Here is a 17086-nt window from a genome sequence, read left to right as displayed (position 1 = left end):
AAGTACCAGAGACAGGCTCTGATACTTCTTTTGGTTTTATTATGGGTTAATGCGCTATTGGGCAGTAACCATCTGATAGTAGTCTTGTGTGTTGGCCCAGAAGAGTTTGGTATAGAAACCGGTCGACTCTTTATAATTCTTGGTAATGGCTGCTTGCACATTGTCGGCATTGTAGGTGAGTTCATCGCTTGGATAAGGCAGTCGATGAGCTGGCTTGGGATAGCTGCTGACCTGTGCATCTGTAGCGAAAGTCACTTTTGGATAACCTGTCCGGCGCACTACATTCCATGCTTCCAATTCGTTCATAAAACTGAAGTTAAGCCATAGTTGGGTTGCAACGACCTGCTCGGTTCCGTCCCATATCTGCGTGGCATAGGCCTGGGCTTGGGCTTCTGTGGGCAACTTTGTCTTTCGTTTGCCTGCGTAGCTGTCATTGAAGTATGTGTTGTCAATAGCCTTATAGAGCGTGCTGTTAGTCTTCAATTCCTTGTAGTATGCGAATGATTGTACTACGCCTTTGATGAAATAGTCTTTGGCTTTTGCAGCATTGGCAGTAACACCATATCCTTTGAGATAACACTCGGCAATGCTCAGACTCACTTCGGAGGCGTTGAGCCAGCATGCCGGAAGCCGTTCGTTGCCTTGATAGTTTGCCCAACCTTGAACGGCCTGTGAATCGATAACACAGTAGTAGTTGGCACTCTTGATGCCTTTACTTTGATAGACTTTGATGCTGTCGCTCTCTAAATTGGATATGTCGGTGTTGCTCTTGTTCACGTCGTAAGCCACGTATCTGCCACTTGGATTAGGATCGTAAACGAGGGGCAGGCGCGGGTCGGAGTTGGCATTTGGATAGCCTGTAGACGGAACGTGCATGGCATCAAGCATGGCTTGAGAACCCGAGCTGTAGGGCGAACTGTTGAGAGCTTGCGATACTGACTTTCCATAATTGAAGTCGTCGGTCTGTGTGTCGGCAGCAACACCTTGGTTTTTAGTGTTGTCATCAATCAGAGGATAGGTTGAGGGATTTTCCAGAATCTCCTTGATGGCAGCCTTTGCAACCGTGACACATTCGCCATTGGTAGCCAAGTGGAGGGCGATGCGCAGTCGGAGTGAGTTGACATAACGCTGCCATATGTCGGTGTTTCCATTGGCAAGCGTGAAGTCTTGACGCTTTAAGTTGGCAACGCCATTGGCATTCAGATTGCCCGCAGCAAAGTAGTCGCCGACTTCTTTCAAGTCAATAAGGATCTGTTTATAGGTGTCGACATCGCTGTCATACACGTCTTTCTTCTTTGCATCTGCATAGTCGCTTGATTTCCAGATTGTGGAAGCACCCTTGTAAGGAACGTCTCCCCAGATGGATAGTACTTCGTGGAGCTGTGCCTGCATGACAGTGCGTCCCAACAAAAGGAATATCTTGTTGGAAGGTTGTTCGGTTTCGTTTAGCTTGTTATAGTTATCTTCCAACAGGCGATATTGTGTGAGCATGTCATAGAAATCCTGCCAGCGTGTGTTGAAATATCCTTCACCTGCTCCTCTGAAACGCCCGCGGTTATTGGCATTCCCGATAACTCCTGAGTAGAAGCCTGAGGTTGTAGACTGAACATAGTAGCGATAATACACGGGGTTCATCCATTTGTTGCCTTTGTAGAGCACTGCCGTGAACACTTGCGGCACGCCTACAGTTGAAGTCTTGGACGGGTCTTCGTATTTGGCATCGAAAGACGAGTCGCTGCACGATGTCGTTGACAAGAGTGCAAGCCCTGTTAAGGCTAAAGCTATTATCTTTTTCATAGTGTTTCTTATTTAATTTTATACATGTTAGAAGTTTGCACGGAGTGTGAGTCCGAACGAGCGTGAGGTAGCTGTTGTGCCGCCAATCTGTGCCTGATAGATCCAGCTTGTTCCATCGGTAGCTTCTGCGTCGAAGAGCTTGAGACTGCGATAGATGTAGAATGGATTGCGTACATAAGCTGACACCGTGAGGGTGTTACAGTGGAACTTCTTCGTAATCAATTTGGGAAGAGTATAGGCAAGTGTAATCTCGCGGCATTTCACATAGCTGTTCTTCTGAATGGCATCGGCATAGCTTTGTGTTGCACCTGTACCCCATCCGTATTGGTTGTCATTGACTTCGAATTGGGTAACGATGATGTCATTCGGTGTGCCATCTTCTTTCACACCTTTCTGAATAAGACCGTTGTCCCATACGAGGTGACCGTTGATTTTGGTTTCTCCGCGTTTGTAATTGGGTATATCCGCAGGATTAACCCTGTGGAGAGAGCCTTTGTCACTGGCTTTATCGGTGTCGCTGTAATAGTAAATACCACCTGTTGCAGCATTGCGCACGCCCACAGCATCTTTAATATTACCGGCATCCATCATGTATTGCCATGGCAAGTTGAGTACATCTCCTCCGATACGGAAGTCGAAGTTGAAGGTCAGTGCGAAGTTCTTGTAGTTCAGCATTCCACCGAAACCACCAGTAGCTTTAGGCATGGCATTGCCCACTTTGTGGCGAGTAGAGGTGTCGGTCATGTAGAGACCGTTGCTGCCAACAATGCGATTACCTTTGTCGTCGGTCTTATAGGTGTAGGCATACCAGTCGCCCATGGATTCGCCGACATGCGACTCTAAGCTTGCTGCGCCATTATCGACTGTCATATGAGAAAGTACATCCAAGCCATCGGCCAGTTTCTTGACCTTGTTTTTGTTGAAAGCGATGTTGAAGTTCAGGTTGAGTCGCCAGTCCTTTGTTAGGATTGGAGTGCCATAGAGACTGGCTTCAAGACCGCTGTTGGTTAGCTCTCCAACGTTCATCAGCATACTTTTTGCACCCATTGAAGATGCAGAAGTCGTGGTGAGGATTTGATCTTTGATGTCATTATAGTAGTAGCTGAGTTCCATTCCGAGTCGGTTGTTGAACCATTTGTTCTCAATACCGATTTCATATTCATACTTGCGCTCGGGCTTAATGTTCTCATTACCAATGTCGGTTGGTACATAATTATAGGTATAAGTAGTGGAACGGGTGATGCTACCTTGGTTATAAGCCATGTTTGCACGATAGATAGAGGGGGAGTTTCCTACAACACCGTATGACAAGCGCAGCTTTCCATAGTCCCACCATGTAGGTCTTTTCTCCTTCATTAGTTCTGTATAGATGACACTACCGCTGAAAGAAGGATAATAGAATGTATTGTTTCCCTTCTTCAGTGTAGAGGTCTTTTCCTGGCGAGTGGTTCCTTCGAGGTAGAGCCAGCTGTCATAACCATAGCTTGCTGTAAGGAAAAGACCGGTTCTGAGTTGGTCTTCTTTCACCATGTTAGCACTCTTTGTGCCGACAGAAGCATTCAGGTGGAACCAGTTCTCCTGTGTAAGTCCTTGGTTGGTATTGACACTTGAGAAATAATAGTCTTCGCGACGACCTGTCCAACCGGCACTGGCTGTGATATTATGTTTTTGATTAAAAGTCTTGTCATAGGTCAGCATGATATCTCCATAATAAATGCGATAACGGCTGTTTGACAGTCCATAATAGTCACTGTATTGTCCGTTGGTTGAGAAAGTGTGTGAATTTTCGGTGTTGTATTTGTTTTCAATCTTCTCAATTGTCATGTCGGTTGCTACGCGTCCGCTAAGTGTTAGCCCATCGATAATCTTCCATGTGGGGTTGACAGCACCCATGAAGCGTTCATGGTTGACATATTCATTATTGCTGAACACTTTCCAGAAGTATTCACTGATCAATGAGGTTGAACCCATTGGAGAATACAGGAACGTTTCATCGGGAGTCATGGTATTGGGAGATCCACCGTTGATTTGCGCAACATTATTCATGTAACCGAGACTGGTGACAGTGTGATTGCGAATGTAGGCAATGTCGGTATATCCGCCAAACATACCTGAATAGTTGTTGGTCAGACGGCTAATGCGATAAGGACGGTTCTTGATTCGCTGTGGTTGATAACTTACAGAATAGTTCAACTTGATGTCGCGCGTAACGTCATATGCCCCGGCTAAGTTGAAATTATGACGGCTGTTCTCTGAATTATACTGCATGGAGCGCGTCTGATTATAAGTATAAGAGAAGCGCACATTATTGTGTTCAGTGCCGTTTGTGATAGCAATGTTATAATTCTGGTTGATACCTGTGCGGAAGATATCGGCCCACTGGTTATGGTTGATGGGGCTATATGGACGTGTGTTGCCATCGAAGTAGGTCACCGATTTACTGCCGTCATAGGCTGGGCCGTATGAATAGATGGTCGCACGTGGGGTCGTAATCGCGTTTCCTGAACGGTCTTTGTAAACTTTGCGGAAGCCTGTTGCAGCTTCTTCGCCGTCACCTAATGCCCAGTTGTCATAGCCGGGACCAAACTTCTTCTGTATATCCGGCATGTAGGCAACTTTGTCAAAACCAATGCTTGCATTGAAGTCAATGTGGGTACCAGTGCCTCTTGTAGCTGATTTCGTAGTGATCATAATCACACCGTTGGCCGCTTCAGAGCCATAGAGGGCTGATGCTGCCGCGCCTTTCAGGATAGAGATGTTCTCAATATCCTCCGGATTGATGTCAACCAAGCCATTGGCTGTGATACGTTGGCTTGTCCAATAGTCACTGTTGTTGGCGTTCCCATTATGGATTGGCACGCCATCTAATACCAATAATGGCTGTGTATTGCCGGTGATAGATGACAGGCCACGTACTGATACAGAGATTGCGGAGTTGCTTCCTGGTGCAGATTGAATTCTCACACCAGTGGCCTTACCATAGAGTCCGGATGCAATGCTTGCCGAACCTGTGCGGTTCAAATCTGCCGAACCAATGGAGCTGACAGCATAGCCCAACTTCTTGGCATCTTTCTTTATACCAAGTGCTGTGACCACTACCTCGTCTATGTTCTGGCTTCCTTCGTCTAAAACCACGTTAATGGTCTTTCTTCCTTTCACATCAATGGCTTTTGTTGAGAAACCAATGTAGCTGAATTCAAGCGTTGCTGTAGCAGAACATTTGATGGAGTAGTTGCCATCAACGTCGGAAACACCTCCGGAAGAGGTGCCAAGGATTTTCACTGTGGCGCCTGCAATAGGTTCGCCTGCCTGATCTTTGATACAGCCTTTCACCATAAAGTTCTGTGCATAGGTGATGACTGTAAACAATAGAAATAAAGCTACCAAAGCCGTTCTCTGAACGCTTTGATAAAGACATCTCGATTGCTTCATCTGAGTAATAGATTTAGATAAAAACATATTGTGCTTAGGTTTAAAGAGTTGTTTCTTGCTGAATATTATTATTTCTTTGTGTGTCGAGCGTGTAATCATTCCAGTTTTCCTTTGGAAGATTCCTTCGCTTACATGTTCAGTTGCAATGCAAAAGGCTCGGTCTTCATGCCTGTCGGCAGGGTAACGGTGACCTTCCCATCATGCGTTTTGATCATTTTGAGCCTTTTCTTTGTACCAAGGAGCATGACACTTTTGGGCGTATGCACTTGCCATGAGAGTGTCTTGGGTAAAGGCTCATGGTCTTGCAGTGCATAGACTGCATAGCGTTGTTGACCATTTTTACTGACTGTGAACCACAGTTTTCCCTCATTGTAATAGGGTGTTGTCACTGTGTTATAAATTGCTTGTCCATACCGTTGCAGCCACTGGCCAATGCTGTCCAAGCGACTGACGGCCTCGGGTTGAATGCGTCCTTCTGCTGTTGGGCCTACACCTAACACGAGATTTCCACCCTTTGCCACCACTTCTACGAGCGTATTGATGACTTTAGTCGATGTTTTCCATGCGGGATGCCTTACCCATCCCCAGTCATTCGATAGCGGGATACAGCTTTCCCAAGGGAAGTTGAGCTGCTTTTCAGGTATGGTTCGCTCGGGTGTCTGATAGTTTTCGTATGGCCCATGAATAGTGCGGTCGACGATAATCAGACCGGGTTGAAGTTCTCTTGCACGCGAGGCAATGCGTGGCATGTCTATGTCTTGCTGGTTTTTCTTGCATACCCATCCGCCATCAAGCCACAGAATGTCTATCTTGCCATAGTTGCTCAGCAGCTCTTCTGTTTGTGCATGGACAAATTTCTTAAACGCATTCCACCGCCAGGGCCATTGCTTGATGTCGTAGTTGACATTGCGTCCGTGCTTGATTGGATAGACATCCCACCAATAGTCCTGTGAGTGCCAGTCGGGTTTTGAATAGTATTCGCCAATCATGAAGCCTTTGTTGCGGAATGCTTGAAGCACATGGCGCAGTATATCGCGTTTAGGATTGTCACGAAATGCGTGTTGGGCAATGGTGAAATCGGTTTGTTTAGAGTCATACATGCAGAAACCATCATGATGCTTCGTGGTGAACAGCATGTATTTCATACCTGCATTCTTAAACGTTGAGGCCCATTGTTCAGGTTCAAATCGTGTGGGATTGAACTGCTTGCACAGCCCCCAATACCACTCTTTGTATTGTTGATAGGTCTTTGTCGTGTCACGCGAAATCCAATTCTCATCGCAGATAGACCATGATTCCACTATTCCCGGTACGGCATAAAGCCCCCAATGAATGAGCACACCAAACTTCAAGTCTTGCCATTGCTTGAGCTTTCTCACCACAAGTGGGTCGGTAGGCCATTCATAGCTTTGCGAGCGCTTGTACACATCGCCTTGTGCAGCGACTGTGGTTGAGGTGATGAGGACCATAATGCCCAATATTATTTTCTTGATGTTCATAATTGCTGACTGTTCGATAAGGGTATATTGCCTGTTTATTCTGTATTTATGGTACTTTTGAGCAAGATATTGTTCGAAGCACTTCCTATGCAGACTTCTGTCGGACGAGGTTCAATGGTAGGGTTCATATCTGCTCCGATAAACGTCAGATCTTCTGGGAGAATGTCGAATGCCACCTGTTTAGTCTCTCCCTTTGGTATGAAGATGCGTGCGAAGTGTTTCAATTGCAGTATCGGCTGAACTACAGATGCCACCTGATCGTGCATGTAGAGCTGTGCCACTTCCTCACCATCTCTATCGCCCGTATTGGTGACATCAAAGGTGACATGAAACCGATTGGCACCGTGTTTCTCTATTCTCAGGTTGTCATAATGGAATGTTGTGTAGCTTAGTCCGAAGCCAAAGGCATATAATGGCACAGCCTTCATCTCTACATAGTCGTGGGGAGCGGGCATACGCTTATTGTAATAGCAGGGCAACTGGCCTACATGAGCAGGCACGGAGATAGGCAGACGGCCCGCAGGGTTGATGTCACCAAAGAGTACATCGGCGATAGCTTGTCCGCCTTCCTGCCCTGGATAATAGGCCGTGAGCAGTGCATCGGCATGTTGAGCAGCCCAATTCTTCTGCAGCGGACGCCCTTCAATATAGACTACCACAAGTGGTTTGCCTGTTTGTTTCAAGGCAGCTAACAGTTCATTCTGCCGTCCCAATAACGACAATGTGGCGCGGTCATAGCCTTCTCCCGACTCCATGTCGCTCACTTGTTGGGCGTTCACTTCGGCTGCTCCTGTTGCTTGATAATTCGTTTTGAAATCTCTGGCACTCGAACCACCTACGACTGCTATCACAACATCGGCCCACCGTGCTGCGGCAACGGCTTCGGCGATAGTGCTGTTGGCAGTATCTCGGATGGCACATCCCTGCACATATTTAATCTGTTGCATAGAGATTTTAGACTGAATGCCCCTTAATACGGTCTTCACATTGCCCTCTTTTTGCGGTGCGGTGTAGTCTCCCAGCATGTTATAAGCATTGTCCGCGTTAGGGCCCACTAAGGCAATCTTGATGTTTCTCTTGAGAGGTAGGGTGTTGTTTTGGTTTTTCAACAGCGTAATGAGTTGCTGTGCAGCTTTCAATGCCACATCCTTGTCGACCGTGTTGTTGATATCTTGTGTTGCACGTACATTGACGAAAGGATGTTCGAAAAGCCCCATCTCAAACTTCATACGCAGTATTCGGGCACAGGCAGAGTCGATAACACATTCTTTTACCCACCCTTTCTCCACGGCTTCGGCCAACCGTTGATAGGCACGTCCGCCCAAGTCAACGTCTACTCCGGCTTTCAGTGCCATTGCACCTGCCTCGGTCAGTGTGTGCGCCACATGGTGCGTATGCCATAATCCGTCAATACTGTAGAGGTCTGAAATAACAAATCCGGTGAAATTCCAACGTTTGCGCAGAACGTCATTATAGAGCCATTCATTGGCTGTTGAGGGCATGCCATCCATCGAATTATAGGAAGTCATGACGGAAGTTGCCCCTGCTTCAATCGCTTTCTGAAATGGAAGGAAGAAGTTTTGGCATATATCTCGCAGTCCACCAATCGTCTGACAGCCGTTCTGTCCGCCTTCTGTCGTACCATAACCCACGAAGTGTTTCAATGTCGGGATTGTGGCATAAGGTTGTGAATGCTTTCCTCCTCCAAGGCCTTTCACCATTGCTGCCCCCATGCAGGCTGTCAGAACAGGGTCTTCCCCCATGCTCTCTTCCACGCGCGACCAACGCGGATCTCTTGTCAAATCGAGTACAGGGCCGAAACTGATGTGGGCTCCTTGCAACCTGATTTGGCGTGCTATACATTGCCCTGTCGCTTCGGCAAGGTCTGTATTCCATGTGGCAGCAAGCCCTAATCCTGTAGGGAGAACCGTTGTCCCGATAGCCATGTGCCCATGAGGAGCTTCTTCTGCAAAGAACAGAGGAATGCCTAAGCGCGTGTGTTCGATAGCATATTTCTGCAAAGTGTTGGCTGCTTGTGCTGCCAGATAGGGGGTAAGTCCGTTGGACAGACTCTTTTTTGTCCAGGGATCAGCGCGGAACGTAGCCCAAAGGATGCCGATGTTGCCTTCTGCAATGTCTTTCTTGAAGGTGTCAGAAGGATATACTTTGTTTTGCTGTAGCGTGTAGTAGTCCCATGCCAACAAGCATCTCAGCTGACCGATCTTCTCTTCAAGCGTCATGCGATTGAGGAGATCGGCCACACGTTCAGCGGTAGGTAACTTCGCATTTCGATAAGGATAGTCACCTTTTGCTTGGAGAGTCGGGCATAGACTGCAAGCAGAGAGCAGCAAAACTAAGGTCAGCAGTCGCTTTTTTATCGCGATGTTCATCGGCACTTTGATTTGTTCTTGAGATTTCCTTATGCAGATAACAAACTTTAAGAAGACCGTCTGCAGCGGCTCGACACATAGCCGTTGATGCCTTTTTGACAAGGCATTTCATCATATGGCAATGGGCATGACATTAAAAAAGATAATGGCATAGATAGATTATCGCTTTGTTCCATAGCTCATTTTATTGGCATTTAATAAGGTTCATGTCGTGTGCAGCGTTCGCTTCAAGATGCTTTCTATGTAGGTAGCTCTGTAGTATTCTTTTGCATGGTATTATGAACACTGCTTGTTCTGCACACAAGTATTTCGGCGATAAAGATAACAATAAGCAATGATAAAAACAAGGAAATTTTAAAATATTTTTGAAAAAGCAACATTTTCACAGGCAATTCGTCTGATTGGATGCTTATTCTTTGGTGGAAATATAGCTTAATACATTTCTTTATTATATTATAAAAACGAAATGAATAAAGCGATATGAAAAGGTATGTATTTCATTTTGAACGCTTAACTGATATGCAGGTTTCTACGCAATTGCCCTGTGATGTTGTGGCTCTCTTGTAAAGTTCCTTGTCAGTTTTTAACATTTTCAGGGACGACCAAATAGAAATGAAAAGACAATTTCGGCGCAGTTTTGAAGTGATTTCAGTGCTTGGATTTCCTCATTTCAGTCCTCTTGCCTTGCAATCTCAGTCACTTTACCTTGCTGTTTCATTCATTTTATGGTGTGTTTCAATGCAGATTGTGCGGTGATTTGACGCAGATTGCAGCGATTTTCAGCATGATTTGATGTTGTGTTTTCTGTGGAGTTTTGTAACGTTTTGATAGTCAGTATTTTGTAACTCGTTAAAAATCGGCGATGGTTTAGCATGAGGATGTCTTGCTTTTCAAATTTTCAAAGCTTACAACAGAATTTGTAAACAACTTTGAGAATTTGCAATTTATACATTCATATACGTATTTATGCAGAACCGTTGCATGGGTATAGTGAGCGTAAGCATAAGAAAGCAGGGGATACTTTCATGGTGCTTTTTACTTTATCCACAAGAAAAAACACTGCATCTATGAGAGATGCAGCGCTTCATCTGTTTATTCTTGTGGCTTATCTTGTCGTAGTATAGCGGTGTAACACTGAGCGCACACTTCCCTTTCCGGCATAGAGTTCTTTGACAAAGGCTTCAATCTGTTCGCCAAGACCAGCCTCATAGAGGTCTAAACCGAATATATCCTTGCGACTGTAGAACTCTTTCAGACAGCTGAAGTCTTGCTTTTTGCTGCCGATTTCAAGTGGGGCAACGATGCTTTGCAGTTCATCGAGCAGTGGATCGGGCGACGGAGTGAAAGGCTTTCCCACGTCGTCAATGCCTTTCAGATAGCGGGCATAGCCGGCCAAAGTCAAGGGGATAAGGATGAGATTATGCTTGTCTAAACCGTGCGCAATATACTTCTTTATGGTTTCCCCAAAGCGGATAGACAGCTTCTGTGACGTGTCAGAGGCGATGCGTTGTGGCGTGTCGGGCATGAACGGATTGGGTAAGCGCTTGTTGATGAAGGCACCAATGAACTCATAAGGATTGAGAACACCTGGGTCAACCACAACGGGCATGGCCTCGATATACCCTATTTTCTGCACCAAGGCACGGATGTCGGCGTCTGCAATCTCTGCAGAAATGAGCTCGTAGCCAAGCAGACAGCCGAAAATAGCCATGGCTGTATGCAATGGGTTCAGGCAAGTGGTGACTTTCATCGTTTCTACTTTATCCACGGTTTCGCGCGTTGTGTAGAGCACTCCGCCTAAATCGAGAGGCGGACGTCCGTTGGTATAGTGGTCTTCAACAACTAAATACTGCGTTTCTTCGGCATTCACGAAAGGCGCGGTAAAGGTGTGTCGGGTGGTTTCGATATAGTCGTTGTCTTCAAATCCGTCTGCAGCTAAGAGTGCTTTCACCTTTTCATGGGGGCGCGGAGTAATCTTGTCAATCATCGACCAAGGGAAAGTGATCTTGCTTTCGTCTTTTAGATAGTCTGCAAACTCCTGCGGAACAAGTCCGTCTTTCACCCAACGCTCGGCATAGGCAAATACTCCTGCCTGCACTTTGCTGCCATTGTGCGAGCAGTTGTCCATGCTCTGAACGGTCAACGGGAGCCTTCCTGCCTTGTAACGCTCATAGAGTAATGCCGTCACCTTACCCAAGGCAAAGACCGGAGTCATGCCACGTGCTAAATCATCTTCATTATAACTGTATCCTTTTTCAGTGATAGTGAATGATATCATCTGTAAGGAAGGCTTGCAGAAGATGTCAGTCAATCGCTTCCAATCGGCAAACTGAGGGTCGGCTTTGAGGGCTTCGGTCACGCTGGCAATGACTTTCTTCTCGATCGTTCCCGATGACTGAAGGCTTACGAGCAGTGAAAGATTGTCGTAAGGCGTATAAGCTTTGTCGATGACCTCATAGTCGAAGGTCTCTGCAACAATGACACCGCGGTCATATTTTCCCGTGTTCAGCGCATCATTCAAGATAGCCGCGGGGAAAGCACGAAAGATGTTTCCGCCCCCAAAGTGTACCCATGTGGGGTTTTCAAAGGTATTCTTACGCACGGCTCTGATGTCAAACTGTGGCAGCTCATACCCCTTGTTTCTCCATTCTCCGGCATTATAGCTGTCGCTTAATAGTTCTGTCAGTTTCATGATATATATGTTTTAGTTTGATTAGTCATAAAATCCCGGCTGCTGATATCTGATGCCTTGTTCGTTGTCGACAGTCGCCAGAATGCCTTGCACCTGTCCCATTGCAAACATACGGCCTAAGAAACTGTAGCCCGCATTATAGCCCTTGGTCTCATCTCCCAGCATAGTCATGCCGTGATCTACGCGCATCGGCAGTCTCGCTACATTGGGATTGTCCTTCCTGCACTGCTCTTCTTTCTCAAAGATACGGCAGAGTTCGATGATGTCGGCCCTTCCTCCGAGGTGGCTTGCCTCTGTGAAATCGCCATTAGGAAACACATGACAGCTGCGCAGATGCACGAACCATGTGCGGTTGGCATACTTTTCTGCCATTCTTGGCAAGTCGTTTTGTGCGCCTGCTGAAAGGCTTCCGGCACAGAAAGTCAGTCCGTTGTGCTTGTCGGGCACGGCATTCAGGAACCACTGGATATCGTCATCGCAGGTCACAATGCGTGGAAGTCCGAGGATTTGGAATGGTGGATCGTCGGGATGTACACACATATACATGTCGCATTCGTTGCAAACCGGCATGATGGCACTTAGGAAATACCGCATGTTTTCACGCAGTTGAGCCTTGTCAATGCCTTTATAGAGCGCAAGAAGTTCGCGGAACAGCTCCACAGGATGCTCGTCTCCTTCCTTGAAGTTGCCACTTACGAAGCCCTGAGTCTTGATAACGATGTTCTCAACAAGGGCATGATCTTTCTCCGGAGTCATGGTTTTGGCTAATGCATCAACCTCTTTCAGAATGTCACGGCCATTGGGTTGCCCGTCAGGACCGAGGGTTTTGAAGGTTGCCCAGCTTTCTCTTGCTCCCTCACGCTTGAGGATATATATGTCGAAATAGGCGAACTCGGGAATACTGAAGTATAAGTTGCTGCTGCCATTTGGGTTGGCATGGAGCAAATCGGTACGTGCCCAATCGAGCACAGGCATGAAGTTATAACAAACCGTATGTATGCCTTCAGCGGCTAAGTTGCGCAGACTTATCTTGTAAGTCTCTATCTGTTGGTCGCGATCTGGCCCACCATACTTGATCGTTTCAGTCACAGGCAGCGATTCCACCACGCTCCAGCGCATGCCATAGCTTTCGATATACGTCTTGAGGTCGTGGATTTTCTCGCGTGTCCACACTTCACCTAACGGCACATCATGCAGTGCAGTGACGATGCCTTCTACTCCGATTTCCTTCAACATGGCCAGCGTAATCTTGTCATTCTTGCCAAACCATCTCCATGTTCTTTCCATTTTATTTTAGATTTTAATCGATTGTTTCTTCTCTTTTGTTTTTCTTCATGGGCCGATTATCTTGAAGTTGCACCTCTCTTTGCGCAAACTTAGCATGTTTTCGGTCTGTTTCGGTAGATTATGGCAAAGTTAATGAATTGCTGTGTAAACTGCAAATTAACGGGTAAGAAAAAGCAAAAAGTCCAACTTATTGCCTGAGAAAGGAAAGCGAAGACACTGCAGTGCGGGGCAGATTGGAATTTCGTTTGGCTGCGTGAACTGTTGGAATAAAATGCTTATACATCCTTTGTAAGTAATAAACCAAGAGAAAACACGTTGTAGAAGATATGAAGTGGACTGACCGTTTGCACAACATACGCCTTCTTTTCATCATGGTTGCCGTGCTGATAGCCTTTGCTTCCGTGGTGGTTTCTCATCTTCTCATCAGCGATTTGGCCAAGGAAGAGGCCACGCGAATGGAGGTATGGGCCGAAGCAATGCGTTCTTTGAACGCTGCAGATGAGCATACCGATCTTGCACTTGTATTGAAAGTAATCAATGAAAACCACACTATTCCGGTGATTGTCATTAACCGACAGGGGCATGTTCAGACCTATCGCAATGTAAAACTGCAGGGAAAGAACCAGGCAGACAGTATAAAAGACGCCGTTGCTCAAGCTCAACGCATGCGCACTGACGGTCATGTTATCCGCATTATGCTTGACAATCGCAACGATTATATTGATGTATGCTATGCCGAGTCGTTGCTTCTGCGCCGCTTATCCTGGTATCCTTATGTCCAGTTGGGCGTCATTTTGCTCTTTGCCGGCCTTGCTGTTTTCGCACTTCTGACCTTGAAACGTGCCGAACAAAACCATGTTTGGGTAGGTTTGAGCAAGGAAACGGCTCATCAACTCGGCACACCTATTTCCAGTCTTATGGCCTGGATGGAGATTATGAAAGAGGCTTATCCCGATGATAAACTGCTTTCTGAGATGGACAACGACGTGAAACGGCTTCAGCTTATCGCTGACCGCTTCTCGAAAATCGGCTCTCAACCCACGCCCGAACAGGCCGACTTGATAGCTGTGTTGCAGCGAGTTGTGGCCTACATGGACAGTCGAACATCGCGCACGGTGGTCATCATGCTGCATGCTTCGGCTGAAAAAGTGATGCTGAACCTCAATGTTTCGCTCTTTGAATGGGTCATTGAGAACCTCTGCAAGAATGCTGTTGATGCCTTGGAAGGTCGAAGCGGTCGCATAGATATCTATGTTATGCAAAAGGAACAGACGGTCGTGATTGACCTTGTTGACACGGGAAAAGGTATCCGACAGAAGGACATGAAGAACGTGTTTCGCCCCGGTTTCACGACCAAGCAGCGTGGGTGGGGACTTGGCTTGTCGCTGGCACGACGCATTGTTGAGGAATATCATCATGGAAAGATATTCGTCAAGCAATCTGAAGTGGGGCAAGGCACAACGTTTCGCATCATACTTCCTGTGTCGTGAAAAGGCTTGTTGCCGGTTTTCCTCCCTTTAGAACACCTCTTCTTCAGCTGTTTTCAGTTTGAAAAACGGTATTGAAAATAGTAAAAAATGAATACAATCTCTGTCTGTTGAGCAGCTTCTTGAAATCTGAGTAAACTCATATAGAAGTGCATTTCCCTATGAAATCCATTGCATTTTGCTTCATGTCAGCTTGCATTCTCTGTCATGTTATCTTGTATTTTGACGCAAATCACGCAGTGTTTTGACGCAAATAAGGATGCAATATGACGCAGATTGCATCCTTATTTGGTGCGTGTCAACAAAAAAGGGAAGGCATGCATGCTTCCTTCCCTACGGCAAAGATAATGATTTTTTGCAGCGATTCCAAATTCGATTTGAATTTAGTTTACAAATCCTTCGGCTTGCTTGAGGGAGTGGAAAGAAAGAAGTTATGGTGGAGAAAGAGGGGAGGTGACATTGATTAAAAGGGAAGATTGTGGACTGAATGATGAGAAACAGCACGCTTCAAGACGTTGCACGAATGTGTACCTTAACTAATATAGACAAGCGATGTCGATGATATCAAGTTGAATTATGTTGAAAAATAGTGGGTAGATGAAATGTTGATATTAAGATATTTGTTGGTAGTTTGAATGGCTGACAAAGCTGTTGGCTGCTTAAACACGTAGTGGAAATAATATTTTTTTAACGCTTTCATTGGTTAATTTCAGAAAATATTTGTAACTTTGCAGCCCGTATGGGAAGTTCAGAAGTCTATAAAATCGACCTGAAAGCGTTGGAACAAGGGCAGAATGTCCTTGAGTTCGACTTTGATGATGCATTTTTTCAGTCGCTTGAGACTGCTGAAGTGCAACATGGTCGGCTGCACACGACGGTAACAGTGAACCGCACTGATGATTATTTTGACTTGGACTTTCATACTGTTGGCAGCGTCGTTGTGCCCTGTGATCTTTGTCTTGACGACATGGATCAGCCTATAGAGGCAGATTGCCGAATGGCTGCTAAGTTCGGAGAAAGCTACTCAGAGGAAGACGATCTTGTGACGGTGGCCGAGGAAGAAGGAATACTCGATATCGCATGGTTTGTCTATGAATCCATTGAACTCAATATCCCCATCAAGCATGTGCATGCACCTGGAAAATGCAACCCTGCTATGATAAGTATGCTCGAAGCGCATTCTGCTACCCGAAGTTGTGGGGATGAAGATGAGAATGCAGTGGATCCACGTTGGGAAGCACTATCCGATTTGAGATTAGAAGAATAGAAAAGTTAAAGATTAAAAGTTAAAAGATTATGGCACATCCTAAAAGAAGACAGTCAAAGACTCGTACACTCAAGAGAAGAACGCATGATAAGGCAGTAGCTCCTACGTTGGCAGTATGTCCAAACTGTAGCGCTTATTATGTTTACCACACTGTATGTCCTACTTGTGGTTACTACAGAGGCAAGGTTGCTGTTGTTAAGGAAGTAGCTGAATAATGGGAAATATCAACGCTATCATCACTGGTGTTGCTGGCTATGTGCCCGACTATGTCCTCAATAATGAGGAACTTTCGCGCATTGTTGACACCAATGATGAGTGGATAGTCACACGAACGGGCATTAAGGAACGCCGTATTCTGACTGAAGAAGGACTCGGAACTTCCTATATGGCGCGCAAGGCTGCAAAGCTCTTGATAAAGAAAACCGGTGTTGATCCCGATAGCATTGATGCACTTCTCGTAGCAACTACCACCCCAGATTACATACATCCTTCGACGGCATCTATCGTCTTGGGTAAGCTTGGACTGAAGAATGCGTTTGCATTCGACTTCTCTGCTGCCTGCTGTGGTTTCATGTATGCACTTGATGTGGCTTGTAATATGATCCAGAGCGGTCGCCATAAGCGTATCATCGTTATTGGAGCAGACAAAATGTCATCAATAACCGATTATCAGGATCGCGCTACTTGTCCGCTGTTTGGTGATGGTGCAGGTGCTGTTATGGTGGAAGCGACAGAGGAAGAGAACATCGGACTCATTGATTCTTACCATCGTACAGACGGCAAAGGACTGCCTTTCCTGCATGTGAAAGCAGGCGGGTCGGTTTGTCCTTCATCGCATTATTCAGTTGATCATCGTATGCATTATACCTATCAGGAGGGGCGTTTCGTGTTCCGTTATGCCGTTACTGCCATGGGTGATGACTGTGAAGAGATACTCAAGCGCAATCATCTTACGATGGATGATGTGGACTATGTCGTTACACATCAGGCTAATCTGCGTATTATAGAAGCTGTAGCCAAGCGTATTGGTGCACCGATGGAGAAGGTATTGGTAAACATTCAGCGCTATGGAAACACGAGTGCTGCTTGCATGCCATTGGTTCTTTGGGATTTTGAAAAAGACCTCAAGAAAGGTGATAACATTATATTGACAGCGTTTGGAGCAGGTTTTGTCAACGGTGCTTCTTATTTGAAGTGGGCCTATGACGGTGCTTCTGCTGCAATGGTGAAGTAGT

10 protein-coding genes are annotated in these 17086 nt (G+C 46.1%); 4 read left to right on the top strand and 6 right to left on the bottom strand.

What is annotated here, in order from left to right; translation table 11 throughout:
* Window positions 1–54: 54 nt before the first annotated feature.
* From EL210_RS01790 to uxuA, 6 genes are all read right to left on the bottom strand, one after another.
* A complete protein-coding gene (locus EL210_RS01790; protein ID WP_018919510.1) occupies window positions 55–1797 on the bottom strand; it encodes a SusD/RagB family nutrient-binding outer membrane lipoprotein in 1743 nt (580 codons plus the stop codon).
* Between the two features lie 27 nt (window positions 1798–1824).
* Complete coding sequence (locus EL210_RS01785) at window positions 1825–5229, bottom strand: SusC/RagA family TonB-linked outer membrane protein (RefSeq protein ID WP_026285875.1); 3405 nt, start codon at window positions 5227–5229, stop codon at window positions 1825–1827.
* 128 nt (window positions 5230–5357) lie between these two features.
* A complete protein-coding gene (locus tag EL210_RS01780) occupies window positions 5358–6728 on the bottom strand; it encodes an alpha-L-fucosidase (RefSeq protein WP_018919508.1) in 1371 nt (456 codons plus the stop codon).
* 35 nt (window positions 6729–6763) lie between these two features.
* Window positions 6764–9118: a glycoside hydrolase family 3 N-terminal domain-containing protein gene (locus EL210_RS01775; RefSeq protein ID WP_018919507.1), complete on the bottom strand. Its 2355-nt coding sequence runs from the start codon at window positions 9116–9118 to the stop codon at window positions 6764–6766.
* Between the two features lie 1105 nt (window positions 9119–10223).
* Complete coding sequence (locus tag EL210_RS01770; RefSeq protein ID WP_018919506.1) at window positions 10224–11810, bottom strand: mannitol dehydrogenase family protein; 1587 nt, start codon at window positions 11808–11810, stop codon at window positions 10224–10226.
* Between the two features lie 21 nt (window positions 11811–11831).
* Window positions 11832–13097: a mannonate dehydratase gene (uxuA, locus tag EL210_RS01765; protein ID WP_018919505.1), complete on the bottom strand. Its 1266-nt coding sequence runs from the start codon at window positions 13095–13097 to the stop codon at window positions 11832–11834.
* A 326-nt stretch (window positions 13098–13423) separates the two neighbouring features.
* Here uxuA and EL210_RS01760 point away from each other — a divergent pair, with 326 nt between their 5' ends.
* From EL210_RS01760 to EL210_RS01740, 4 genes are all read left to right on the top strand, one after another.
* Entirely contained in the window at window positions 13424–14587 is a 1164-nt protein-coding gene (locus EL210_RS01760) for a sensor histidine kinase (protein ID WP_018919504.1), read from the top strand.
* A 736-nt stretch (window positions 14588–15323) separates the two neighbouring features.
* Window positions 15324–15851: a YceD family protein gene (locus EL210_RS01750; protein ID WP_018919502.1), complete on the top strand. Its 528-nt coding sequence runs from the start codon at window positions 15324–15326 to the stop codon at window positions 15849–15851.
* Between the two features lie 29 nt (window positions 15852–15880).
* Window positions 15881–16066, top strand: a complete 186-nt coding sequence (gene rpmF / locus EL210_RS01745; protein ID WP_004377354.1) for a 50S ribosomal protein L32 — start codon at window positions 15881–15883, stop codon at window positions 16064–16066.
* Window positions 16066–17085, top strand: a complete 1020-nt coding sequence (locus EL210_RS01740; protein ID WP_004374202.1) for a beta-ketoacyl-ACP synthase III — start codon at window positions 16066–16068, stop codon at window positions 17083–17085. Before rpmF ends, EL210_RS01740 begins: the two co-directional genes overlap by 1 nt.
* The last annotated feature ends 1 nt before the right edge of the window (window position 17086 follow it).

The organism is Segatella oris (genome assembly GCF_900637655.1).
GTDB lineage: Bacteria > Bacteroidota > Bacteroidia > Bacteroidales > Bacteroidaceae > Prevotella > Prevotella oris.
This window is presented reverse-complemented; position numbering and strand designations above follow the sequence as displayed.

Bases quoted from the DNA above. Each gene is read 5' to 3' on its own strand.
- EL210_RS01790 (WP_018919510.1), bottom strand. From the start codon at position 1,797: ATGAAAAAGATAATAGCTTTAGCCTTAACAGGGCTTGCACTCTTGTCA.
- EL210_RS01785 (WP_026285875.1), bottom strand. From the start codon at position 5,229: ATGAAGCAATCGAGATGTCTTTATCAAAGCGTTCAGAGAACGGCTTTG.
- EL210_RS01780 (WP_018919508.1), bottom strand. From the start codon at position 6,728: ATGAACATCAAGAAAATAATATTGGGCATTATGGTCCTCATCACCTCA.
- EL210_RS01775 (WP_018919507.1), bottom strand. From the start codon at position 9,118: ATGAACATCGCGATAAAAAAGCGACTGCTGACCTTAGTTTTGCTGCTC.
- EL210_RS01770 (WP_018919506.1), bottom strand. From the start codon at position 11,810: ATGAAACTGACAGAACTATTAAGCGACAGCTATAATGCCGGAGAATGG.
- uxuA (WP_018919505.1), bottom strand. From the start codon at position 13,097: ATGGAAAGAACATGGAGATGGTTTGGCAAGAATGACAAGATTACGCTG.
- EL210_RS01760 (WP_018919504.1), top strand. From the start codon at position 13,424: ATGAAGTGGACTGACCGTTTGCACAACATACGCCTTCTTTTCATCATG.
- EL210_RS01750 (WP_018919502.1), top strand. From the start codon at position 15,324: ATGGGAAGTTCAGAAGTCTATAAAATCGACCTGAAAGCGTTGGAACAA.
- rpmF (WP_004377354.1), top strand. From the start codon at position 15,881: ATGGCACATCCTAAAAGAAGACAGTCAAAGACTCGTACACTCAAGAGA.
- EL210_RS01740 (WP_004374202.1), top strand. From the start codon at position 16,066: ATGGGAAATATCAACGCTATCATCACTGGTGTTGCTGGCTATGTGCCC.